We start from the raw sequence: 21,309 nt of genomic DNA, 5'->3' as shown, positions 1-21,309 counted from the left end.
CCTTCCGTCAGTAATTGAGGGCATTCGAGAAGCCATGCTCGGCGACATCCCAGCCGTCGATGAATTCGCTCATGGCCTGCTGTTCCCAATGCGTCTTGGTGGGGGCCAGTCGGGCGGTCCACAGCGGATTGAAGAAGTTGGGCTCCTCCTTCCAGACTCCGGGTCGGTGGTAGATGGCGCGGCCCACGGCCATGGCCATCATGCCTCCTGTCGCCTTGCGGAACTCCGCGACGCGCTTGCCGTTGGCTCCGCCGGTCAGGTTCCAGGTGATGTCGAGCATCCCGCCGAGGATGCTCTCGCCTTCGTCATCGAAGCGCTTGGATCTCGCGGACTTGAGGAAGCCCTCGCCGGTGCGCAGCCCGTCCAGGTGGAAGGGCTGGGGCTTGGAGATCATGTCCTTCGACAGGAGGGTGACGTTGCAGGCCGCGCTGAAGTGGTTGTGCCACGGGTCGACGAAGCTGGTGTCCGTCGTCAGGAAGGGCGTGATGCCCTCCCACCCGTGGTGGTCATCCGTCTTGGTCGTCCCGTAGACCTGATGGAAGCCGCCCCGCTTGTCCGCGGCGGCCCGGAAGTCGAGGTCGAGGATCGTCTTCCAGCCCTTGTTCGCGCCACCGAAGTAGGGGCAGGGCATGCGCCATTCAATCTTGATGTCGTCGGAGGCGAAGAGCTGGTCCCTCCGGTTGCCCTGGAATGTCTCGTCGAAGCTCTTGATCTGACTGTCCGCCACCTTGTCGATGCGGAACTGGATGACGGGGGGGACGCAGAGCTTGAGCGACCACTTGCGTCCGACGAGCAGGACGTTCTTTCCCTCGGCGGTCCACTGGCGCCGCACGCCGTTGGCGAGGTTGCCCATCAGCAGGCGGTACTTGGCCAGGTCCGGGTCGGACAGGATGTTCTTGTTCTGGTTCAGCAGCCTGGCGCGTTGGGCGAGCCCGGTCGGGTCCGTGAGGGAGAAGGTCTTGTCACTGCCCCGGGGCCCGTCGTCGATGATGTGCAGGAAGTTCTTCAGGTTGGAGTGATTGACGTTGTACTTGCCCATGATGGCGCCGAGCGCCGAGCCGTTGGACATGGACGGGCCTGGGCGTGATTTGGGGTCTGTCCCCATCAAGGTGGTCTCGCCTCCGGTCAGCAGCAGGTCCTTCAGCGTGCCCATCATCATCGCCTCCTGGGCGAGCCAGAGCGCCACGTTGAGGGCGGATAGGAGGGGGATGAGCAGTCGTGCGACGGTCTCCACGGTTTTCTTCCAGGCCTTGATGAGGGTCTGGACCGCCTTGAAGATGGCGCCGATGCCCGGGATGTACTGGGCGACGCTCGCCAGCTTCCCGATGGTCATGTCCAGGTACAGGGCATGGCTCACGTACGACATGAAGGTGAGCATGGCCGAGTAGTGCACGACCATCGCGCGGTTGGTGTAGGCCAGGAAGTTGTAGGCCCGGGCCTCCTTCACCGCGAGCGAGTAGGCCTGCGCGTCGGCGGCGTCCTGGAGCTTTATCTTCTGGTGCACGCCATGGCCGATGCTGACCGAGGCCATGACGGTGACGGCCAGCACCAGCATGGCGACCGCGCCCATGACCAGGGCCTGGCCCCGCTCGTCCCGGCGCAATCTGCGAAGCAGTGAGAACATGTTCGTCCTCTCGGGAGCCGGCGTCAGCCGCCGACGGCGCAGCGGCCGGGGCCGTGCTGGTCGTTGTTGAAGAGGTTGGACTGCATGCGCATGGTCCAGGTGGCGACCAGCGGCATCACGTAGTGGCGATCTCGGCCCGTGCCGCGCGCCAGCGCGACAATCTTCGGGAAGTCCCCCTGCTTGCTCAGCGCGCGCTCCTGCAGGTACTGGATGGCGTTCCTACCACCCACGCGCTGCAGCTCGAACTGCATGCCCTTGAGCTGGTCCAGGTACTCACGCCCCAGATAGAAGGCGTGCAGCTGCATGTTGGCGAAGGGGATGCGCAGCTCGTAGAAGTAGGTGAGCCGGATGGACAGCAGGTTCGCCTCGATGACGCGGTCATCCCGCACGTCGTCGTAGTCGATCTCCCGCCCCTGCACGCCATAGGTGGTGAAGAGCTGGCTCAGCTCGCCCCGACTGGGATTGAGCACATCCACCCGGAACAGGGGCAGCCCCGCCTCCAGGTAGAAGGGCAGCAACCGGTTCGCGGCGAACAGCCTCTGGACGAAGTTCGTGTGGACCTTTCGCGCGGCATCCAGCGTGTCCACCCGGCCGTCCTTCCCCGGCAGGGGCGGCAGCGTGGGCAAGAGCGCAGAGAGCGCCGCCTTCTCCATCAGCGTGCAGTCGCCATGGTTGACGATTCCCGCCCGCACGGCCCGATAGGCGCCGTACTCGGTCATCAACCGGGCGTTGTGCACCATGCCCAGCTGGATGATGCCCAGCACCATGAAGACCATCATCGGGACGACGATGGCGGTCTCCACGGCGGCCTGTCCGGACTGCCCTCCGGCAATCCCGCGTCTGTCTTTCGAGTGCATGGCCCTCCCCGGGCTCGACGTCACTGCACCCCGACCCTCCCACCCTTGAACCCAGACTCGTTGGATGTACGCGCTGTGCTGGAAACGTCAGACCTTACGGGAGGTCGCAATGAAATGACAAATTTGCATGCGGGTGGTTCCTGCAATTCCGTGACGGCAGATGCCGCGTGTCTGGCGTCAGACAGAGAGAGAGGGATTCCCAGCGGGTCGGAATCGTCCCTCCCGGGGAGGGGGCCGGCGGGGCCTTGTCCCTCGGGACGATTGTCAGCTGGTGGAAAACCCGGGGGTGCTGAAAGGGCGGTCCCTGTGCGGACTGTTAAGGTCACGTGCGCTCCATGTCCCCTCACCCCCCCTCTCCGGAGGCGCCGGTCCCCACCGTGGACCTGACCCCGGGCGCGCTGTCCCTCCAGGTCCTGGAGAGCCTCCCCCAGCTCGTCTGGATGACCCGTCCCGACGGGCACCACGTCTACTTCAACCGCCGCTGGTACGAGTACACCGGCCTGACGCCCGAGCAGGCCATGGGCGACGGCTGGCTGCGCATCGTCCATCCGGAGGACGCGCAGGAGGCCGGCAGGCGCTGGGCCCACTCGCTGAAGACGGGGGAGCCCTACGAGGTGGAGTTCCGCTGCCGGCGACATGATGGCGTCTGGCGATGGATGCTCGGCCGCGCCAGCCCCCTGCGCGACGCGAAGGGCGATGTCCTCCAGTGGTTCGGCACCACCACGGACATCGAGGAGCCCAAGCGCGCCTCGGAGTCCATGCGCTTCCTGGCGGAGGCGGGGGCGCTGTTGTCCTCGTCCGCGCTGGACCTGGACGACACGCTGGCGCTGCTGGCGAAGCTGGCCGTGCCGCAGCTGGCGGACTGGTGCGCGGTGGAGCTGGTGGAGGAGGACGGCGGCACGCGTCAGGTGGCGGTGGCGCACGTGGACCCCAGCCGGGTGCGGCTGGCCGAGGAGGTGCGGGTTCGCTTCCCGCCCCGCGAGGACGACCCGAACGGCGTGCTGGCCGTCATCCGCACGGGCAGGCCGGTGTTGCTGGAGTCCGTGTCCGACGACGTGCTGACCCTGGCGGCGCGGGACGCGGAGCATCTGCGCTTCCTGGAGGCGCTGGGCCTGCGCTCGGCGATGCTCATCCCCCTGAAGGCGCGCGGCCGCATCCTGGGCGCGCTCACGCTGGTGACGGCCGAGTCCAGCCGGCGCTTCGGACGGGCGGACCTGGAGCTGGGCGAGCAGCTGGCGTCGCGCGCCGCGCTGTCGGTGGACACCGCGCGGCTGTACCGCGAATCCCAGGTGTCGCTGCGCCGCAGCCAGGAGGAGCGCCGCACCGCCCAGACGCTCTTGCGCATCGGCGAGACGCTGTCCTCGGAGCTGGACCCAGGCGTGCTCGTCCAGCGCATCACCGACGAGACGGTGGCCCTCACCGGCGCGGGCTTCGGCGCCTTCTTCGAGAACCGCGTGGACGAGCGGGGTGAGTCCTATCTGCTCTACACGCTGTCCGGCGCGCCCAGGGAGGCCTTCGCCCACCTGCCCATGCCGCGCAACACCGCCATCTTCGGCCCCACCTTCCGGGGCGAGGGCTCGCGGCGGTACGACGACGTGACGCGCCAGGCGGACTACGGCAAGAGCGCCCCGTACCACGGCATGCCCCAGGACCACCTGCCGGTGAGGAGCTACCTGGCGGTGCCGGTGAAGAGCCGCTCCGGGGAGATTCTGGGCGGGCTGTTCTTCGGACACTCGGAGCCCGGCCGCTTCCGCGAGGAGCACGCGCGGCTGGTGGAGGGCGTGGCGTCCCAGGCCGCGGTGGCGCTGGACAACGCGCGCCTGTTCCGCGACGCGCGGCGGGCCGAGGAGCGCTTCCGCTCGCTCGTCACCGCCACCGCGCAGGCCGTGTGGGTGACGCGGCCGGACGGGCTCATCGAGGAGGACAGCCCCTCCTGGCGCGAGTACACCGGCCAGTCGTACGACGAATGGAAGGGCACCGGCTGGCTGGACGCCGTGCACCCCGAGGACCGGGAGGCGTCCCACCGCGCGTGGACGGCGGCGGTGACGGACGTGAAGCCGTACGAAGTCGAGTACCGGCTGCGCCGTCCGGACGGGACGTACTCGCCCACGCTGGCGCGCGCGGTGCCGGTGCTGCACTCGGACGGCAAGCTGCGCGAGTGGATAGGCACCAACACGGACATGACGGCCCAGCGCCGCGTGGAGGAGGGCCTGCGGCGGTTGGACCGCGAGCAGGTGGCCCGCAGGCTGGAGGCGCTGCGCGCGGAGATGAGCGGCGCCCTGGCCAAGGAGGGCTCCGTCGCCGACATCCTCCAGGGCTGCGCGCAGGCGCTGGTGCGTCACCTGGACGCGGAGGTGGCGCGGCTGTGGCTGTACTCGCGCAGCTCCGCCATGTTGGAGCTGGTGGGCAACGCGGGCGTGTCCGCGCCGCCGCGCGAGAAGTGGGCGCGCGTGGCGGTGCACGGCACCAGCCTGGTGGCGGAGGTGGCCCGCACGCGCGAGCAGGTCTGGGTGGACAAGATGGAGCACGACGCCCGGGTGCTGGACCCGACGTGGATTCGCGAGACGGGGCTGCGCTCGTTCGCGGGCATCCCCCTGGTGGTGCGCGGGCAGCTGGTGGGCGTGATGGGGCTCTACAGCAAGACGGTGCTGGGCGGGGACAAGGTGGCGGCGCTGGCGGCGGTGGCGGACGCGCTCGCGCAGGGGTTGGAGCGCCGGCGCGCGGAGGACTCGCTGCGGCTGCGCGCCAAGGAGCTGGCCCGCTCCAACGAGGAGCTCCAGCAGTTCGCCTACGTGGCCTCGCACGACCTGCAGGAGCCGTTGCGCATGGTGGCCGGCTACACGCAGCTGCTCGCGCGGCGCTACCAGGGCAAGCTGGACGCGGAGGCGGACACCTTCATCCACTACGCGGTGGACGGCGTCACGCGCATGCAGCGGCTCATCCAGGACTTGCTGACGTACTCGCGCGTGGGCACGCAGGGCCGCGAGCCGCGCGCGGTGGACGCGGCTCGCGCGGTGGAGCGGGCCCGGACGAACCTGCAGGTGGCGCTGCGGGAGTCGGGCGCCACGCTCGACGTGGGCCCGTTGCCCACGGTGCTCGCGGACGAGACGCAGCTGGTGCAGCTGTTCCAGAACCTCATCGGCAACGCGCTCAAGTTCCACGGCGCCGCGCCGCCCCGGGTGGAGGTGGCCGCGGAGGTGAAGGGCCCGGAGGCGCGCTTCACGGTGCGGGACTGGGGCATCGGCATCGACGCGCAGGACTCCGAGCGCATCTTCGTCATCTTCCAGCGCCTGCACGGCAAGGAGGCGTTCGCCGGGACGGGCATCGGGCTGGCCATCTGCAAGAAAATCGTGGAGCGTCTGGGAGGCCGCATCGGCGTGGAGTCGAAGGTGGGGGAGGGAAGCACGTTCTGGTTCACCCTGCCGCTGGCGCCGTCGGTGCCCGCGCCTTCCGAGGTGTCGTCATGAGTGACATCGGCACCGAGGAGCGCCCGCTGCGGCTCCTGTTGGTGGAGGACAACCCGGGCGACGCGCTCCTCCTCCAGGAGGAGCTGCGCGAGGTGGGCACCACGCGCTTCGAGGTGCTGCATGTCGAGCGCCTGGCGGAGGCGGTGCGCCTGGTGAGCGAGGGGCCCTCGGTGGACGCGGTGCTCCTGGATTTGTCGCTGCCGGATGGGCACGGGCTGGGCAACATCCCGCCGCTGTTGCAAGCCGCGCCGTCGGTGCCGCTGGTGGTGCTCACCGGCACGGACGACGAGCGGCTGGCGGTGCGCGCGGTGCACGAGGGCGCGCAGGACTACCTGGTGAAGGGCCAGGTGTCGGGGCCGCTGCTGGTGCGCGCGCTCAGGTACGCCATCGAGCGCAAGCGGGTGGAGGAGGGCCTCAAGCGCGAGGAGGCCGCGCGGCGCACGGCGGCGTTCCGCGAGCAGTTCCTCGGCATCCTCGGCCATGACCTGCGAAACCCCCTGCAAGCCATCGCCGGCAACGCGTCGCTGCTGTTGCGCCACGGGGGCTTGAGTGAGCCGCAGCGCAAGGCCATCAACCGCATCTCCATCTCCGCGGACCGCATGGCGCGGATGATCAACGACCTGCTCGACTTCACGCGCACGCGGCTGGGCGCGGGGTACGTGCTGGAGCGGGCGCGGATGAACCTGCACGAGGTGCTGCGGCAGGTGGTGGAGGAGCTGGAGGTGGCGCACCCGCGCCGCCAGTTCGAGCTGTCGCTGGCGGGCAACGGCTGGGGGGACTGGGACGCGGACCGCATCGCCCAGGCGGCGTCGAACCTGGTGGGCAACGCCGTGCAGTACTCCCCGGAGGACACCGTGGTGCGCGTGACGGTGGCGGACGCGGAGGGCGGCGTGCGGGTGGAGGTCCACAACTGGGGCCTGCCCATCCCCGCCGAGCGCCTGGGCTCCATCTTCGACCCCTTCGGTCGCGCGCAGGACAAGCGCAGCGCGCAGCGCAACGGCCTGGGGCTGGGGCTCTACATCACCCACGAAATCGTCCGGGCCCACGGCGGCCTGTTGGGCGTGTCGTCCACCCCCCAGGACGGGACGTCCTTCTGGCTGAGCCTGCCGCGCCAGTACGTCGCCGGGGAGTGAGGGGCCAGCACGTCAGCCCCCTGGCCGCCCGCCCGCTGACGGAAGGGGCGAGCCGGGCAGCCGGGCACGAGGCGTGGGTCGCGGCGGGAAGAAGGAGGACACACCCTTCGGGGGTGCGTTCAACCTGGCCGGCGCTCTTCGGGTGACGGCCCCCAACCTCGAGGTCCAGCGATGACCATTCTCGGCGCGGCGCTCATTGGAACGCTCCTCTTCGGTCTCATCATCCTCGCCGTCATCCTCTTCGGCGCGGCCGGCAACAAGTGGGAGAAGGACATCCGCGAGGTGACCGAGAACCAGCGGGCGCGCGGCATCGTCGGCGACGTGACGATGAACGACAGTGACGATGACCACCACCACGACGGCCCCCACGTGCACGCGCACGCCTGAGCGGGCCTACCGGGGCCGCGGGCTGTAGTAGCGACGCAGCCAGCGGCTCAGCCCGTCCAGGCCGGGGAAGAGCACCCGCTCGGTGAGGTTCGCCTGGTCCAGCTTGTCGCGCACCTCCCACTTGAGGTCCGCGGGGATGATGAGCCGGCGCACGCCCTGCTTGCGCCGCTCCAGGAAGGTGTCCAGGCGCGCCTCCGGTCCGTTCATCACCGAGAAGAGCGCGAACTGGTTGACGATGCGCGCGTCCAGCGACGGCGGCTCGAAGAAGAGCACGAACGGGTGGCGCGCCAGCCGGTCCAGGTCGGAGATGGACGGCGCCACTTCCGCCAGCATCTCCCCGGAGAAGACGTCCGCGCCCTCGCGCTCGAGCAACGTCTTGAGTGGGCGGGGCAGCAGCCGGTTCGTGGCCCGGTAGTCCACGCACCACACCACGCCGTCCTCGTGGGCCAGGTCCGGGTCCTCGGTGAGGAAGTGCAGCGCGACGTAGGGGCTGAACGTCCAGTCCAGCATGCGCGTGGGCAGGCCGTGGTGCTGCGCCAGGGCGAGCCAATCCCAGACGGAGTCCAGGGGCTCGCGGGGCGTGCCGCGCGCGTACTTGCGGAAGGCGCGCAGCAAGTCCTTCTCCTTGCGGACGAACAGGCCCCGGCGGTTGAGCGCGGTGGACAGGTCATGGTCCGCGTGGGGCATGCCGCGGAACACGTAGCTCGCGCGGTGGCGGCCCAGCGCCTCGTTCCAGGAGTCCGCGAACAGCGCCTCCTGGAGCTCCAGCCACGAGCTGACCCGGTGCTCTTGCATGGGAGAAGGCCCGCCTCCCCGCGAGGGGACACACGGCCTCCAAGATGCGGCGGGCGGGGCTGCTTGGGAAGCCGCGCCTTCAGCTGGCGCGCGAGTCGGTGGGCGCGAAGGATTGGGGCGCGGACGTGGACCGCGTCGGGTGGGTGAGCCGGTGGAGGATGCGCGACAGCTCGGTCGAATCGAAGGGCTTGCGCAACAGGCACACCGCGCCCTCGAAGCCCGGCAGCTCCAGCTCCAGTCCCGTGGTGAGCACCACCGGCAAATCGGACAGCTCCCGCTGCGCATGGAGCAGCCGGATGAGGTCTCTGCCCTCGATGTCGGGCAGGAGCCAGTCGAGCACCAGCACGTCCACGTGGGGCTCGGCGAAGAAGGCCTTGAGCGCGGAGAAGCCGCTGTCGCACGGCACGACGCGGTAGCCCTCCAGCTCCATGGCCTCGGCCACCGCCTCGCGAAGGAGGCCATCATCCTCGGCCAGGACGACGACGGGACGGTCGGTCATGCGCGCGGACTCACAGCGGCCGGAAGAAGACGTCCAACGAGCGGCGCGTGGGTCCGGCGCTCCCACCGCCTGCGAAGGACCAGAACCCCCGAGCCCCCCGGCCCTCCTCCCGCACCTGGAGGAGGGGCCGGCGCGTCGGGGCCCGGGCGGACGGCCTAGGGCCTGCCGGTGTCCGCGGGCTGGTTGAAGGCGTACTGGTCCGCGCCGGGCGCGGCGTCCTGCTGGAACAGGGGGCACCTGGAGCAGGTGAAGCTGTCCCAATCCTGGCGCACCGCCACGTCGATGCAGCCGCCGTAGAAGCGGCAGTGCACGTTGCGGTGCTCCTCGATGGAGAAGGACTCCGCGCGCATGGGCAGGCGGAACTCGGTGGGACGCGGTTGTGGACAGGACATGATGACTCTCTTGCCCCCCTCGTGGGTGCGATGAACCGACTACCGGCTGGTGCGACGCGTCATTCCCATCCGCGAGTCCGGGAGCGCGGGCACCACGAGGTGCGTCTCATAAGGGCCAGCAGCAAGGGTTGCCGACCCGCCGGGTCGTCCGTTCGAGGGGCGAGGTGCCAGGCGTGTGGGAGGGGCCTGGCGGGCGTGGAGGGGGCGGGTCGCCGACATCCGAACACTTCACCCGGTGGCGCCTTTCCCCGAAGATGCGGGCGTGTCCGCTCCCCTCCGTCCCCCCCGTCCGGCTCCCTCGTTGTCCCGCGGCGCGCTCGGCGCCTTCGCCCTGGCCGCGCTCCTGGCCCTGACGGCCTGCTCGGCCTTCTCCCGCGCGGTGAAGGAGGGCGACACCGCCAGCCAGCAGCAGAAGTGGGCGGAGGCGGAGGCCGCCTACCTGCGCGCGCTCGCCGCGGACCCGGAGGCGTCCGAGGTGACGGTGAAGCTGCGCGAGGTGCGCCGCGCCTGGAGCCAGGTGGTGCTGGAGGAGGCCCGGAGCGTCCATGACTCGGGGGATTTGGACGGCGCCATGAAGCGGCTGGTGCGCGCGCTGGAGCTGGACGCGGAGAACGTGGCGGCGCGGGAGCTGCTCAACGTGACGCTGGACGAGCGGGTGGCCGTGGCGCTCACCGCGCTCAAGGCGGACAAGCTCCAGGAGGCCCGCGCGGAGCTGGACGCGGTGCTGGCGGTGGCGCCGGATCACGCGGGCGCCAAGAAGGCCCTGGACGCCGTGCAGGTGGCGTGGGCGAAGCGCTGGTTCAACACCGGCGACGGGCTGGAGAAGGCGGGCAAGCTGGGCAACGCGCTCGTCGCCTACGTGCGCGCGGACCAGGAGCGCGTGGGCGCCACCGCGGCGCGCGAGCGGGCGGAGGCGGTGCGCCAGAGGCTGCGCGACGAGGTGGCCTTCCTCGTCGTGGCGACGCCGGTGGAGGACCGCGCGGGCGCGCCCGACGTGGCGCAGCGCCTGGCGGCGGGGAGGCTCGCGGCCATGCTGCCCACGCACCTGCCCCTGCGCGTGGTGACGGAGGCGCCGGACGGGCGCGAGGGCGTGAAGCTGGATTTGTCGCTGGAGCGCGTGCTGCCGCTCAAGGCGGTGGAGGACTCGCAGCGCTCGCACCGCTACCTCGCCGGCAAGACGTCCGTGCCCAACCCCCGCCGCACCGGCTTCGAGACGAAGCTCCTGCAGGCCGAGCGCACCCAGGAGGAGGTGGACCGCAAGCAGGCCCAGGCCCTGCGCGAGTACCTGCGCCTGCAGACGGAGCTCAACCTGCTGCGCGCGGGGACGGAGCGCTGCCGCGAGCGCGAGCGCCGCGAGTGCCTGGAGGCGCTCAAGGAGTGCGGCGAGGCCGCGCGCGAGGCGGAGAAGCCCGGCACGCTGCCCGGGGAGTGCAGCCCCGCCCGCTGCGCCTCCAGCTCCTGCGCGAAGGAGGAGCAGGCGCTGGTGGTGCTGCTGCTGGCGGTGAAGGCGAAGGAGTCCATGCTGGAGTCCGCGCTGGAGAAGTCGGAGACGCAGCGCATCGAGGTGCAGCGCCACCGCGACACCACGTTCCGCGAGCCGATTACCGTGGAGGAGCCGATGTTCTCGGACTTCGTCTACGACGTGCAGCTCCACCGGCTCACCGTGACGGCCTCGGTCACCGCGGTGATGCGGGATTTGCTCAAGTCCCAGGTGCCCGCGCCGCACACGGATGACTTCTCCGTGATGCACGAGGACCTGACCCACAAGGGCTACGACCGGTACGGCGTGCTGGCGGACCCGGTGCAGCTGCGCAACGAGCTGGAGCTGCGCGTGGAGGTGGGCGACAAGGCCGTGTCGGACCTGGCCCGCCGGGTGAAGGAGCGCTTCGACGAATACCGCGGCAAGCGCGTGGAGGACGCGCGCCGGGGCATGGTGCGCCCGGGCGCCGAGGACGTGGTGGAGACCGCCGTGCGCGCGCTGCTGCTCACCGCGGACGCGCCCCCCGCGGATGTCCTCCAGCCCCTGGCCCGCGCTCGCGGCCTCAACCGGCCCGAGACGCTGCTGGGCCTGTAAGTCGCCGTTGCCCCTGTAACCAGAGTCCGTCCGGACCCGCGACACCTTTCCACTCAGGTGTCCTGTGTCAGGACACTTTCGTTGCGGCGTTGTAACCCTTTGAAATCAAAGAACTCGTATTTCGAAATGTGACGAGTCTTTACGCTTCGGTCACGGAGGCGTGGAGTCCATGCGCTCCGTGGATACCGGGTGTTTCAGTCGTCACCTAAGGGAAATCCGCTAGTTACCTGGATGGCATGACACCTGCTCAGGGCAGGGGTCCCCGGGCTGTGGGAGTCCGGGAGCCTCGTTCCTCTGTGAAGAAGGATGTTCATGTCCCAGTCCAAGATTGTCGGTGCCCTCGCGGGCCTGGCGCTGCTGGCCGGTTGCGGCGGCGGCGAAAACACCACCCCTCCCCCCTCCGAGGAGGTCAGCCAGGGCATGTCGTGGGAGGAGTTCCTCTCGGGCGTGTACCAGGAGCCCGACACCGGCATCTACATCGCGGATGGTGACACGCCGTTCGCCACCGAGAAGCACCTGCGCGAGTTCTATGAGAACACCGTGCGCGACGGGCAGCTCATCGTCCACCGCCCGGGCGGCGTGGATGCGGCGTGGAACGCGACGCAGAAGAAGAACATCACCTACTGCGTGAGCACCACGTCGTTCGGCACCCGGTACAACACCGCGGTGGCGGCCATGAAGAGCGCGGCCGAGGCCTGGGAGGCCGTGGCCAACGTGGACTTCGTGCACGTGGTGGCGCAGGACGGCAGCTGCACCGCGAGCAACCAGAACGTCGTCTTCGACGTGCGCATCGTGAACTCGGGCGACCAGTACCTGGCTCGCGCGTTCTTCCCGAACGACACGCGCGCCAACCGCAACGTGCTCATCGACACCTCGGCCTTCGGCAGCATTCCGCCGTGGACGCTCGCGGGCATCCTGCGCCACGAGCTGGGCCACACGCTGGGCTTCCGCCACGAGCACACCCGTCCCGAGGCGAACGCCGGGAACTGCTTCGAGGACAACAGCTGGCGCCAGCTGACCCCGTACGACGCGAAGTCGGTCATGCACTACCCGCAGTGCAACGGCACGCAGACGGGTGACCTGGTCATCACCGCGCTGGACGAGCAGGGCGCCGTGGCGCTCTACGGCGCGCCGGGCGGCACGGACCCGGAGCCGCCGGGTCCTGGCACGGGCACCCCGACGACGACGACGCTCACGGGCACCGTGGCGGCGAGCACCAACAACGCCTTCGCGGGCATCTCGGTGGTTCCCGGCACGGCCTTCAACGTGACGATGACGGGCACGGGTGACCCGGACCTGTACGTGCGCTTCGGCGCGGCCCCGACCACCGCCACGTACGACTGCCGCCCGTACCTCGACGGCGCGTCCGAGTCCTGCAACCTGACGGTGCCCGCGGGCGTGACGACGGCGTTCGTCATGGTGCGTGGCTACACGGCCGCCACCTTCACGCTGACGATCAACTACACCCGTCCGGCGACGGGTGGCACGCCCGCCACGGACAGCAAGACGGGTACGGTGGCCTCGGGCAGCGTCACCAACTTCCCCGCGTACACCGTGGTGGCGGGCAGCACGTTCAAGGTCGTGATGACGGGCTCGGGTGATCCGGACCTCTACGTCAGCTTCGGCTCCGCGCCCACCACCACCTCGTACACGTGCCGTCCGTACCTGACGGGCGCCGCCGAGACGTGCGATGTGACGGTGCCGGCCGGTCAGACGAGCGCGTACGTCCAGGTCCGTGGCTACTCGTCGGGTTCGTACAGCCTGGCCATCAGCTACACCAAGCCGTAGTCCACTCGCTCCCGACACCCGGGAGTGAAACACGGGCGGTCTTCCCGAGTCGGGGAGGCCGCCCGTGGTCTTTTTTCAGTCCAGGAGTGGGCTCAGTTGCGCGCCCACCGCGCGCTGTGCATCCAGGCGGCGGCGGCGGGCTGGGGCGATGACGAGCTGCCACACCGCGCAGACGAGCCCCAGCACCAGACATCCGAGCCACAGCGTGGTCGTGCCCGCGCGCCCCAGCACCCGTCCCCCGAGCGCGGGCGCGGCGCTGGACGCCAGGCCCCAGAGCATGTGGTACGCGCCCTGGTAGCTGCCGCGCAGCCTCACGGGCGCCAGGTCCGCGACGACGGAGGGCGCGACGGGTGCCTGGGCCATCTCCCCGAGCGTCCAGATGGCCACGGCCAGGGCCGCGAGCGCCACGTTGCCCGTCAATGCGTGCAGGCCGAAGCCCAGGCCCGTGAGCGCCGCCGCCAACGCCAGCGAGTGCGCGCGGCGAAGGTGCTTGAGCGCCCGGTGGGACAGGGGCTGGAGCGCGACGATGAGCAGGCCGTTGACGGACAGCACCGCGCCGAACTGCGCCTCGGTCAGCCCGCGCGCGCTCAAGTCCAGCGGGAGCGACACCTGGCTCTGATGGAAGATGATGGCCACGCCGAGGATGGGCAGCGCGAAGGCGACGAAGGTGGGGTCCAGGAAGGGCGTCAGGAGCGAGCGCAGGGCGCCGGGGGCCTGGGCGTCCTCCGACGCGGTGCGGGCGGGGCGCGTCTCCGGCAGGAGGAACCAGATGCAGCACCCATACGTGAACGTGGTGATGGCGTCGGCGACGAACAGCGTCACGTAGCCGAAGCGGACCATCAGCCCCGCCAGCGGCAGCGCCACGGCGAAGCCCACGTTGATGACCCAGTAGAGCAGGCCGAAGGCGCGCTGCCGGTCCTCGGGCGTGACGACGTCCGCCACCGCCGCGGACACAGCGGGACGGTAGAGCTCGCCCATGATGCCCAGGCAGAAGGCGGCCAGGGCGATGGACGAGGGCTCACGCGCGAAGCCGAGGAAGAGCATGCCCACCGAGCCGAGCCACAGTCCGCCCGCCAGCGTCAGGCGCCGGCCCACGCGGTCCGCGAGCATGCCGCCCAGGGGGCTGGCGATGACCGCGCCCACGCCGTAGAGCGACACGGTGAGGCCCGCCTGCTCCACGCTGAAGCCGCGCTCGCGCGTGAGGTACAGCGCGAGGAAGGGCACCACGAAGCTGCCCAGTCGATTGACCAGGGTGCCCACCCACAGCACCCAGTAGGTGCGCGGCAGGCCGCCGGCCATCTCATGTACGGCCCTGCCCAGCGCGCTCGTCGTCCATCGCGAACTCATGTGCGCACGCAGCATGTGTCAGCGCGAACGCCCATGCACGGGCCGCCGCGGGAGCCCGTGGAACGTGGTGCTGCTTGGTGCTCAGAGGAGTTCAAGTGGGGCGGATGGGGGAGGTCGGGCATGGGAGCGACGGCGGTGGGGGTGCGTGCTTCGCGCTGCGCCAGAGGCTCCGGGGACGGCCGCTCGATGAGGCCCTGACGGAGGCTGGGACGAACCGAGTTCGCGGCGCTGGGCTCTCGAGTGAGGGCTGGGCGAGGGCCTCGCGGGCACTGGCGCGGTTGCCCCGCCGGGGCCCGCGAGTGAGCGCGGTGGCGAGGGCCTCGCGGGCACTGGCGCGGTTTGCTCGCCGGAGCCTGCGAGTGAGCGCTGTGGAGAGGGCCTTGTTGTGGCGGTGGGGCGGTTTGCTTGCCGGGGCTTGCGAGTGAGCGCTGTGGCGAGGGCCTTGTTGTGGCGGTGGAGTGGTTTGCTCGCCGGGGCTTGCGAGTGAGCGCTGTGGCGAGGGCCTTGTTGTGGCGTTGGGGCGGCTTGCTCGCGGGGGCTTGCGAGTGAGCGCGGTGGAGAGGGCCTTGTTGTGGCGGTGGGGCGTTTTGCTCGCCGGGGCTTGCGAGTGAGCGCGGTGGCGAGGGCCTTGTTGTGGCTGTGGAGAGGGCCTTGTTGTGGCGGTGGGGCGTTTTGCTCGCCGGGGCTTGCGAGTGAGCGCGGTGGCGAGGGCCTTGTTGTGGCGGTGGGGCGGTTTGCTCGCCGGGGCTTGCGAGTGAGCGCGGTTGCGAGGGCCTTGTTGTGGCGTTGGGGCGGTTTGCTCGCCGGGGCGCTGGCGTGGGACCACTCCTTGGCGCTATCAGCGCGGGACGTCGTCGTCCTCGAGGCAGGTGTGGGACGGCGCGGCGAAGCAGGAGGGCGTGGGCGTCATGAGTCAGGTCATCGGGTTGTTGGGCACGTGTCTGGTCTTGGGCGTGCTGGCCCGCAGGAGCGGGAAGTTCCCGGAGGGCTCCGCGGGGCCGTTCAACACCTTCGTGCTGTACGTGGCGCTGCCCGCGCTGGTGCTGCGCGTGATGCACCGGCTGGAGTTCGTACCGTCGCTGCTGGTGGCCGCGGTGGTGCCCTGGCTGTACTACCTGGCCGCGGGGCCGTTCTTCCGGTGGCTGGGGCCCAGGCTGGGGTTGTCCAAGGAGTCCGTGGCCGCGCTGGTGCTGACGGGCGGCCTGGGCAACACCGCCTTCGTGGGCCTGCCGATGGCGGAGGCGCTGCTGGGCTCCGAAGGGCTGGCGGTGGCGGTGGTGGTGGATCAGCTCGGCTCGTTCCTGGTGCTGTCCACGCTCGCGACGCTGGCGGCGGCGAGGGCGAGCGCGGAGGTGGCGCTGCCCCTGGGCGCGCTGGCGAAGAAGGTGGCGACCTTTCCGCCGTTCGTGGCGCTGGTGCTGGCGCTGCTCCTGCGGCCCGTGGGCTACCCCGTCTGGGTGGACTCCGTGCTGGAGCGGCTGGGCGCGCTGCTCACACCGCTGGCGCTGTTCTCGGTGGGCCTGCAGCTGCGACTGTCGGGCGTGAGGGCGCGGCTGCCGGCGCTGGCCTTGGGTTTGTCCTACAAGCTGGTGCTGGTGCCGGGCGTGGTGATGCTCGGCCTGTGGGCCCTGCCCGGACTGTCGCCCATGGTGGTGCAGGCGACCGTGCTCCAGGCGGCGATGGCGCCCATGGTGAGCGCGGCGATTCTGGCCGCCGAGCACCGCCTGGACCCGGAGCTGGCGGTGTTGATGGTGGGCGTGGGCATCCCCCTGTCCTTCGCCACCGCGCCGCTGATGTTGTGGCTGGTGCGCTGAGTCCTTCGCCGGGCTCGGGGGAGCGGGCGTCCGGCCTGCTCGCCTGCTCTGCGGGCGGGTGTTTGGACGGCTCACTGACATGTAGCCGGGGCTCCCCTATCTTCCGTCATGGCCGAGCAACCACCGAAGGCTTCCGGGGCACCCGGAGGAGACCCGAGGCGGATGGAAGTGCGGCGCTCCGTGGCGGAGCTGGGCGCGCGCACCTACGCCATCCAACTTCTCACCGACGCAGGCATCCCGTTCCTCGTGGGTGGGGCCTACGCCTTCGCCCACTACACGGGCCTCTACCGCGACACGAAGGACCTGGACCTCTTCCTGCATCGCAAGGACGGCGACCGCGCGGTGGAGCTGCTCGCGCGCCACGAGTGGCGCACCGAGAGCGAGGTCCACGGCTGGCTGCACAAGGCCTTCTGGGAGGACTTCCTCGTCGACCTCATCTACGGCTCCGGCAACGGCTTCACCGCCGTGGATGACGCGTGGTTCGAGCACGCCGTGCCGGCCCAGGTGCTGGGCTGTCCGTGCCGTGTCCCGCCCGCGGAGGAGATCTTCTGGAGCAAGGCCTTCGTCCTCGAGCGCGAGCGCTACGACGGCCACGAGCTCACCCACCTGTTGTTGAAGGTGGGGCCCACGTTCGACTGGCAGCGCCTGCTGCGCCGCTTCGACCGGTACTGGGAGGTGCTGCTCTCGCACCTGCTCTTCTTCCGCTTCGCCTATCCGTCCGACCGCGCCACGGTGCCGGAGTGGTTGATGCGCGAGCTGCTCGCGCGCGCGAGCGGCTCCGTGGACGCGGGCAACTGGCAGGAGCGCATCTGCCGGGGGCGCATCCTGTCCAAGGTCAGCTACCAGGTGGACGTGGACGAGTGGGGCTTCCAGGACGGGCACACCTGGGACAAGGAGGAGCGCCAGCGCGAGGCGGACTCCGTCGCGAGCGGCGAGGCGCCGGGCCTGCACGGGCCCCACTGAGCGCCCGGACTCGAGGGGCTCCACGTCCCACCGTGCGAGCCCCCGAGTCATGGGCCCATGTGCCTTCCGGGCTCACGGCCCTACCTTGCTTCCAGTGTCCCTTCGCGAACAAGGCAGGTGTCCCGTGTCCCGTCCCCCATCAGGACCTCGACGCGCGCTCGGCCGCTTCGGCGCGGTGCTGTTGTCCTTCGGTGTCGTCGCGCCCGCGAGCGCGCAGCTCGCCACGTCCCAGCGCACGGGGCCCATCCGCTTGCAGGTGGGCGACCAATCCCTCGCCGTCTCCCTGGGGAAGGACCGCCTGAGCGGCGGCGGCTTCGACCTGCGCCGCACGGGGGCGTCCTTCCAGGGGACGCTGCGTGGAGGCGACGTGGAGCTCGGTTGGCGACGAGGCCCCATCGTGGGACGCGTGGGGGTGGAGGACACGCGGCTGGAGTTGTCGCGCTTCTCCTCGGAGCAGGGCATGCGCGTGGACGGCGAGCTGTCGAACTGGTCCACCTCGCTCGTCTTCTCGCCCGTGGGCATCTCCGGGGACGTGGGCGGGTGCAGCTACTCGCTGACGGTGGCGGGAGGGCGCTACACCGGCTGGCGCACCTGTCAGCCGGACCTGGAGGGTGAGCCGACCGCCGTCACGTTGAGCCTGCCGGAGACGGTGCTCGCGCTCGACACCCCGGAGCAGGCCGCGCTCCTGTCGCTGCTGCTCTCCGCCAAGGGCCTGCCACCCGCGCCACCGCGCGAGGCGCCCGCGAACACCGGGCGCACGCTGGAGGGGCCCGGCTTGAGCGACACCCCCCGACGCTGACGCCAGCGCGGTGTGTGCTGTTGGCGCGGAAGGTCCCCCGCAAGTCCTTGCGTGGGAGGCGCATGGTTCAATTCCTTGCTCGCGCGCACGTCGGTGCGTGAGGGCCCTTTGGGGGGCCCATCCTTCGCGAGAGAGGGAGTCACATCATGCGGCTGTCGTCGGCTGTGTTGTCTGCCCTGGTCGTGTCCTGTTTGTGGGCGTGTGGTGGCACGGACGCCGTCGAGCCGGAGCCGCCGGAGGCGGAGGTGTCGGCCTCGGTCATCTGCGTGGCGACGTGCGCGAATGGTAACTCGGTCTTCTGTGAGGGCCAGACGTGCACCGGGAATGACGGGGTCGGTGTCTGGTGCGATGGCGTGCCCACCACCTGCGTCATCACGCCGAGCTGCATCCCGTCGGCCGGGGCCTGCTCCTCCCACGCGGGCAAGCCGTGCGCGTCACCCGGCAGCACCAAATCGTGTTGTCTCCCGCAGAATGGGGCGGGGACTTGTACCTGTATCGCCAGCAGCGCCCAGGCCCGCTGGGTCTGTAGATAGCCTCCCGTCCGGCGGGTGACACAGCGGGCCGCTCCACGCGGAATCGTGCAATCCGGATGCAGCCGCCATGGTGAGTCACGGGGCACTCGCGAGAGTCCCCTTGGGGTTCGTGGTTCAATCCCTCTCTCCGCTCGCGCGTTGGGTATGAGCCCATCCTTCCCGCGGAAAGGGAGTCCCACCATGAAGCTGTGCTTGGGTGTGTTGTCGGCCCTCGTCGTGTCCGGTCTCTTGGCCTGCGGTGGCACCGGCGTCGTGGAGCCGGAGGAGGATTCGCTGGGGCAGATTTCGAGCGCGGTCGTCTGTTCGACGACGTGTCCGAACGGCTCGACGGTGACGTGCGAGGGCACGACGTGCAACACCTATCCAGGCGAGTCCGTGGAGTGCGACGGGCTGCACAACATCTGCGTCCCGACGTTCCCCTCCGTCTGCCTGTCGCCCAACAGCGCCTGCTCGTATCTGGCGGGACGCTCCTGCTCACCGGTGGGCGGCACGCGCTCGTGTTGCATCAACCGCCGCGTGGGCAACTGCTACTGCATGCCGACGGGCCAGTGGGCGTGTAGCGCGTCCTGAGTCAGGAGGGAGATGCGCGTCGAGCCCTCTCCCGGGCTCGACGCGGAGGAAGACTTCAGGCGGTGGCGGTCGCGCCGAAGGACAGCTCCACGCCGTTGTCCTTCACGCGCATGCGCGGCTTGGACAACCAGTGGCAGTGCGCGCAGTAGCTGTTCGCGCCGGAGGGAGTGGCGCGCACGCTCACCTCTCCGCCGCAGAGCACGCAGCCGTCGGGAAGGACGAATTCGGCGAATCGCTCGCCGAGGTTGCTCTCGATTTCGGTCATGTCTCACAAGTAACGCAGGAATCGCGCGGCACAAGCCGACCGCATCCGACCCTCCCGTATGCTGCTGGCCCCCATCCCGCAAGGAGCAGGCGGACAGGCGAGCGCACCTGCATTCCTTACGGGCTCGGACGCGAGTGACGTCCGGGCGACATCGCAACCCCTGGCTCCGACGTGGCGCGACTGGCACGTGGATTGATCTGCCACGCGCCGGGAACACGAGAGGGGGAGGGCATGGGTGGTGTGGAGCGTGTGGATGTGCGCGAGGAGAAGAAGGGGTGGGGCGTCGAGGTCGTCACCTCGGACGGCGAGGTGAGGCGCTACCGGTACGCGAGCGAGGCGCAGGCGCGCTACTTCGCGGCCATCTTCGAGCTCGGTCCCCGGGTGTGGCCGCCCGTGCGACGGGGGAAGGCCCGGAAGGCCGCCTGAGCCGGGAGCCCTCGTGCCCGGCCTCAGGGAGCCGGGCCTGGTGGCTTCTGACTACCCTTGGGGCCGGGTTTCGGAGAGGCTTGGGCCATGAGCGACGCGAGCAAGAACTTCCTCCACCGCCCGAACCGGGAGTACATCACGCAGGAGCCGGACCCCGCGGGCCGCTGGAGCACGCAGTTCCCGGACATGATTGGCTACCGCAACCAGGGTGGCGGCAAGGTGCCGGCGGACTTCGGCTGGAACACCAGCCCCAAGCAGTGGCAGGAGGAGATGACGCCGCAGACGCTGGCGGAGCGCTTCAACGAGCTGCGCGTGCTGCCGCCGAAGCCCGAGGCGCCCGCGCTGCCCGCCGACACGCAGCAGAAGTAGTCAGCTGAAGGGCAGGGCCGCCAGGCGCTCGCGGAAGCGCTCGAGCAGGCCCCAGGAGCCCGCCTCGTCCAGGCCCTCGGCGGCCTCCTGACGCGCCTTGCGCAGGAAGCCGTCGAAGGGCGTCGAGCGACCATAGAGCGCCGCGGCCGTGTCCACCGCGTCCGCCAGCACGCGCGCCGCGCCCTGGGAGCCGAGCGTCAGGTGCATCTCCGCCTGCTCCAGCTTCGCGCCGCACGACGCCCACAGCTCGCGGTCATGCACGGTGAGCCACGTGCGCGTCACCTCGTCCATCGCCTCGTCGAGGAACCCCAGGAACGGGTCGACCAGCTCCGGCAGCGCCTCCGCGGGCAGCTCGCTCCTCCCCGCGGCCTCCTGGATGCGCGCGCGCAAGGTCAGCACGTGCTGCTTCTGCGGCGTGCGCAGCGCCACCGAGGCGGGCAGGGTGATGAACGCGGACAGGCTCTCGGCCGCCTGCCGCGCCAGCGTGGGCCGTGAGGGCGCCTCCGCCTTGGCCGCGCGCTCCAGGCGCCCCTGCAGCGAGCGACGCAGGTCCGCCGCCGCCGCGCGCAGGGCCGCGCGCGCGCCCACCTGGTGCACGTAGCCGGGCACCACGTCCTCGCGCCGCACGTCCTCGAAGGCCGCGGCCGTCAGGTACACGAGGTCGCCGATGCGCACGCGGAAGTCCGCGCGGAAGGCCTGCAGCTTGGCCATCAGCGTCCACTGGTCGCTGACCACCTCCGGCCGGCGCATCTGCTGGCCCAGCTCCGACACGCGCTTGGACAGCCGCTCCGCCATGGCGTGCAGCACCGTCTCCACCTCCTGCGCCAGCCGCTCGTCGGAGCTGGCCGGGGGAGGCGCCCAGCCGCCGTCCGAGGAGGCTCGCGCGGGCGGCGGGGGGAACTCGTGGTGGATGGCGGTGACGAGCTGGTTGACGCCCACCAGCGTGTCGCCGATGGCGGGCGCCATCGTCTCCCACAGGGCCAGGTCCGCGCCGCCCTCGGGCTCCACCGTGGTGGGCTCGTACTTGGCGATGCTCAGGTGCCCCAGCCGGTCGATGGCCACCGCCGCCGCGCGGTGCACGCGCTCCAGCCGGTCCGCCAGGTGTCGGTCCGTGAGGGAATGCAGCAGCGCCTCCAGGCGGGAGGGCAGGGCATCCTGGGGAACGCGGGGCGCGCGGGGCTTGGGTGGCGACACAGGCATGGAGCGC

Annotated in this window: 20 protein-coding genes; 11 read left to right on the top strand and 9 right to left on the bottom strand. The window is 70.5% G+C overall.

The window, feature by feature from the left end; genetic code table 11:
- Positions 1 to 7: 7 nt before the first annotated feature.
- Together LXT21_RS08835 and LXT21_RS08830 are read right to left on the bottom strand one after the other, a co-directional pair.
- Positions 8 to 1,624, bottom strand: a complete 1,617-nt coding sequence (locus tag LXT21_RS08835; RefSeq protein ID WP_254037642.1) for a TadE/TadG family type IV pilus assembly protein — start codon at positions 1,622 to 1,624, stop codon at positions 8 to 10.
- A gap of 23 nt (positions 1,625 to 1,647) precedes the next feature.
- Positions 1,648 to 2,481, bottom strand: a complete 834-nt coding sequence (locus LXT21_RS08830; RefSeq protein ID WP_254037641.1) for a TadE/TadG family type IV pilus assembly protein — start codon at positions 2,479 to 2,481, stop codon at positions 1,648 to 1,650.
- A gap of 335 nt (positions 2,482 to 2,816) precedes the next feature.
- Here LXT21_RS08830 and LXT21_RS08825 point away from each other — a divergent pair, with 335 nt between their 5' ends.
- The 3 genes from LXT21_RS08825 (at position 2,817) to LXT21_RS08815 (ending at position 7,468) form a co-directional block, all read left to right on the top strand.
- Complete coding sequence (locus tag LXT21_RS08825) at positions 2,817 to 5,948, top strand: GAF domain-containing protein (RefSeq protein ID WP_254037640.1); 3,132 nt, start codon at positions 2,817 to 2,819, stop codon at positions 5,946 to 5,948.
- On the top strand, positions 5,945 to 7,081 hold the full coding sequence (locus LXT21_RS08820) for a hybrid sensor histidine kinase/response regulator (RefSeq protein WP_254037639.1): 1,137 nt from the start codon (positions 5,945 to 5,947) through the stop codon (positions 7,079 to 7,081). Before LXT21_RS08825 ends, LXT21_RS08820 begins: the two co-directional genes overlap by 4 nt.
- A 171-nt stretch (positions 7,082 to 7,252) precedes the next feature.
- Positions 7,253 to 7,468, top strand: coding sequence for a hypothetical protein (locus LXT21_RS08815; protein WP_254037638.1), 216 nt, complete (start codon positions 7,253 to 7,255; stop codon positions 7,466 to 7,468).
- A 6-nt stretch (positions 7,469 to 7,474) separates the two neighbouring features.
- Here LXT21_RS08815 and LXT21_RS08810 read toward each other — a convergent pair whose 3' ends face one another.
- From LXT21_RS08810 to LXT21_RS08800, 3 genes are all read right to left on the bottom strand, one after another.
- Complete coding sequence (locus LXT21_RS08810; protein WP_254037637.1) at positions 7,475 to 8,263, bottom strand: FRG domain-containing protein; 789 nt, start codon at positions 8,261 to 8,263, stop codon at positions 7,475 to 7,477.
- 79 nt (positions 8,264 to 8,342) lie between these two features.
- Positions 8,343 to 8,762 carry a response regulator gene (locus LXT21_RS08805; RefSeq protein ID WP_254037636.1) on the bottom strand — a complete coding sequence of 140 codons (420 nt, stop codon included), beginning with the start codon at positions 8,760 to 8,762 and terminating at the stop codon, positions 8,343 to 8,345.
- Positions 8,763 to 8,917: 155 nt separating this feature from the next.
- Positions 8,918 to 9,154 carry a hypothetical protein gene (locus tag LXT21_RS08800; RefSeq protein ID WP_254037635.1) on the bottom strand — a complete coding sequence of 79 codons (237 nt, stop codon included), beginning with the start codon at positions 9,152 to 9,154 and terminating at the stop codon, positions 8,918 to 8,920.
- 262 nt (positions 9,155 to 9,416) lie between these two features.
- Here LXT21_RS08800 and traC point away from each other — a divergent pair, with 262 nt between their 5' ends.
- Together traC and LXT21_RS08790 are read left to right on the top strand one after the other, a co-directional pair.
- Positions 9,417 to 11,228, top strand: a complete 1,812-nt coding sequence (gene traC / locus LXT21_RS08795) for an outer membrane exchange accessory lipoprotein TraC (RefSeq protein WP_254037634.1) — start codon at positions 9,417 to 9,419, stop codon at positions 11,226 to 11,228.
- 312 nt (positions 11,229 to 11,540) lie between these two features.
- Positions 11,541 to 13,016 carry a M57 family metalloprotease gene (locus LXT21_RS08790; protein ID WP_254037633.1) on the top strand — a complete coding sequence of 492 codons (1,476 nt, stop codon included), beginning with the start codon at positions 11,541 to 11,543 and terminating at the stop codon, positions 13,014 to 13,016.
- 75 nt (positions 13,017 to 13,091) lie between these two features.
- Here LXT21_RS08790 and LXT21_RS08785 read toward each other — a convergent pair whose 3' ends face one another.
- Positions 13,092 to 14,363 (bottom strand): MDR family MFS transporter, encoded by a 1,272-nt coding sequence (locus LXT21_RS08785; RefSeq protein ID WP_254037632.1) that lies wholly within the window; start codon positions 14,361 to 14,363, stop codon positions 13,092 to 13,094.
- A gap of 908 nt (positions 14,364 to 15,271) precedes the next feature.
- Between LXT21_RS08785 and LXT21_RS08780 the strand changes: the two genes are divergently transcribed.
- The 3 genes from LXT21_RS08780 to LXT21_RS08770 all read left to right on the top strand — a co-directional run bounded on the left by LXT21_RS08780 (position 15,272) and on the right by LXT21_RS08770 (position 17,939).
- Positions 15,272 to 16,177: an AEC family transporter gene (locus tag LXT21_RS08780; RefSeq protein WP_254037631.1), complete on the top strand. Its 906-nt coding sequence runs from the start codon at positions 15,272 to 15,274 to the stop codon at positions 16,175 to 16,177.
- Between the two features lie 162 nt (positions 16,178 to 16,339).
- Positions 16,340 to 17,140 carry a nucleotidyltransferase family protein gene (locus tag LXT21_RS08775; RefSeq protein ID WP_254037630.1) on the top strand — a complete coding sequence of 267 codons (801 nt, stop codon included), beginning with the start codon at positions 16,340 to 16,342 and terminating at the stop codon, positions 17,138 to 17,140.
- Positions 17,141 to 17,264: 124 nt separating this feature from the next.
- Positions 17,265 to 17,939 carry a hypothetical protein gene (locus LXT21_RS08770; protein ID WP_254037629.1) on the top strand — a complete coding sequence of 225 codons (675 nt, stop codon included), beginning with the start codon at positions 17,265 to 17,267 and terminating at the stop codon, positions 17,937 to 17,939.
- Positions 17,940 to 18,078: 139 nt separating this feature from the next.
- On the opposite strand, the gene LXT21_RS08765 is transcribed toward LXT21_RS08770, so the two are convergent.
- Positions 18,079 to 18,390 (bottom strand): hypothetical protein, encoded by a 312-nt coding sequence (locus LXT21_RS08765; protein ID WP_254037628.1) that lies wholly within the window; start codon positions 18,388 to 18,390, stop codon positions 18,079 to 18,081.
- 262 nt (positions 18,391 to 18,652) lie between these two features.
- Here LXT21_RS08765 and LXT21_RS08760 point away from each other — a divergent pair, with 262 nt between their 5' ends.
- Positions 18,653 to 19,042: a hypothetical protein gene (locus LXT21_RS08760; protein WP_254037627.1), complete on the top strand. Its 390-nt coding sequence runs from the start codon at positions 18,653 to 18,655 to the stop codon at positions 19,040 to 19,042.
- 55 nt (positions 19,043 to 19,097) lie between these two features.
- Here LXT21_RS08760 and LXT21_RS08755 read toward each other — a convergent pair whose 3' ends face one another.
- On the bottom strand, positions 19,098 to 19,307 hold the full coding sequence (locus LXT21_RS08755; protein WP_254037626.1) for a hypothetical protein: 210 nt from the start codon (positions 19,305 to 19,307) through the stop codon (positions 19,098 to 19,100).
- 231 nt (positions 19,308 to 19,538) lie between these two features.
- Between LXT21_RS08755 and LXT21_RS08750 the strand changes: the two genes are divergently transcribed.
- Together LXT21_RS08750 and LXT21_RS08745 are read left to right on the top strand one after the other, a co-directional pair.
- The gene (locus LXT21_RS08750; RefSeq protein ID WP_046710946.1) at positions 19,539 to 19,733 is read left to right on the top strand and encodes a hypothetical protein; all 195 of its coding nucleotides are present in this window, start codon (positions 19,539 to 19,541) and stop codon (positions 19,731 to 19,733) included.
- Positions 19,734 to 19,820: 87 nt separating this feature from the next.
- Positions 19,821 to 20,102, top strand: coding sequence for a hypothetical protein (locus LXT21_RS08745; protein ID WP_254037625.1), 282 nt, complete (start codon positions 19,821 to 19,823; stop codon positions 20,100 to 20,102).
- Here LXT21_RS08745 and LXT21_RS08740 read toward each other — a convergent pair whose 3' ends face one another.
- On the bottom strand, positions 20,103 to 21,296 hold the full coding sequence (locus LXT21_RS08740; protein ID WP_407666974.1) for a hypothetical protein: 1,194 nt from the start codon (positions 21,294 to 21,296) through the stop codon (positions 20,103 to 20,105).
- Between the last annotated feature and the right edge of the window lie 13 nt (positions 21,297 to 21,309).

The sequence above is a fragment of the Myxococcus guangdongensis genome (genome assembly GCF_024198255.1).
Lineage (GTDB): Bacteria > Myxococcota > Myxococcia > Myxococcales > Myxococcaceae > Myxococcus > Myxococcus guangdongensis.
Note: the sequence above shows the minus strand (reverse complement) of the source record. Positions and strands in the feature narration are given on the sequence as shown.

Coding starts and splice junctions, on each gene's coding strand:
- LXT21_RS08835 (WP_254037642.1), bottom strand. CDS start 1,624: ATGTTCTCACTGCTTCGCAGATTGCGCCGGGACGAGCGGGGCCAGGCC.
- LXT21_RS08830 (WP_254037641.1), bottom strand. CDS start 2,481: ATGCACTCGAAAGACAGACGCGGGATTGCCGGAGGGCAGTCCGGACAG.
- LXT21_RS08825 (WP_254037640.1), top strand. CDS start 2,817: ATGTCCCCTCACCCCCCCTCTCCGGAGGCGCCGGTCCCCACCGTGGAC.
- LXT21_RS08820 (WP_254037639.1), top strand. CDS start 5,945: ATGAGTGACATCGGCACCGAGGAGCGCCCGCTGCGGCTCCTGTTGGTG.
- LXT21_RS08815 (WP_254037638.1), top strand. CDS start 7,253: ATGACCATTCTCGGCGCGGCGCTCATTGGAACGCTCCTCTTCGGTCTC.
- LXT21_RS08810 (WP_254037637.1), bottom strand. CDS start 8,263: ATGCAAGAGCACCGGGTCAGCTCGTGGCTGGAGCTCCAGGAGGCGCTG.
- LXT21_RS08805 (WP_254037636.1), bottom strand. CDS start 8,762: ATGACCGACCGTCCCGTCGTCGTCCTGGCCGAGGATGATGGCCTCCTT.
- LXT21_RS08800 (WP_254037635.1), bottom strand. CDS start 9,154: ATGTCCTGTCCACAACCGCGTCCCACCGAGTTCCGCCTGCCCATGCGC.
- LXT21_RS08790 (WP_254037633.1), top strand. CDS start 11,541: ATGTCCCAGTCCAAGATTGTCGGTGCCCTCGCGGGCCTGGCGCTGCTG.
- LXT21_RS08785 (WP_254037632.1), bottom strand. CDS start 14,363: ATGAGTTCGCGATGGACGACGAGCGCGCTGGGCAGGGCCGTACATGAG.
- LXT21_RS08780 (WP_254037631.1), top strand. CDS start 15,272: ATGAGTCAGGTCATCGGGTTGTTGGGCACGTGTCTGGTCTTGGGCGTG.
- LXT21_RS08775 (WP_254037630.1), top strand. CDS start 16,340: ATGGAAGTGCGGCGCTCCGTGGCGGAGCTGGGCGCGCGCACCTACGCC.
- LXT21_RS08760 (WP_254037627.1), top strand. CDS start 18,653: ATGAAGCTGTGCTTGGGTGTGTTGTCGGCCCTCGTCGTGTCCGGTCTC.
- LXT21_RS08755 (WP_254037626.1), bottom strand. CDS start 19,307: ATGACCGAAATCGAGAGCAACCTCGGCGAGCGATTCGCCGAATTCGTC.
- LXT21_RS08750 (WP_046710946.1), top strand. CDS start 19,539: ATGGGTGGTGTGGAGCGTGTGGATGTGCGCGAGGAGAAGAAGGGGTGG.
- LXT21_RS08745 (WP_254037625.1), top strand. CDS start 19,821: ATGAGCGACGCGAGCAAGAACTTCCTCCACCGCCCGAACCGGGAGTAC.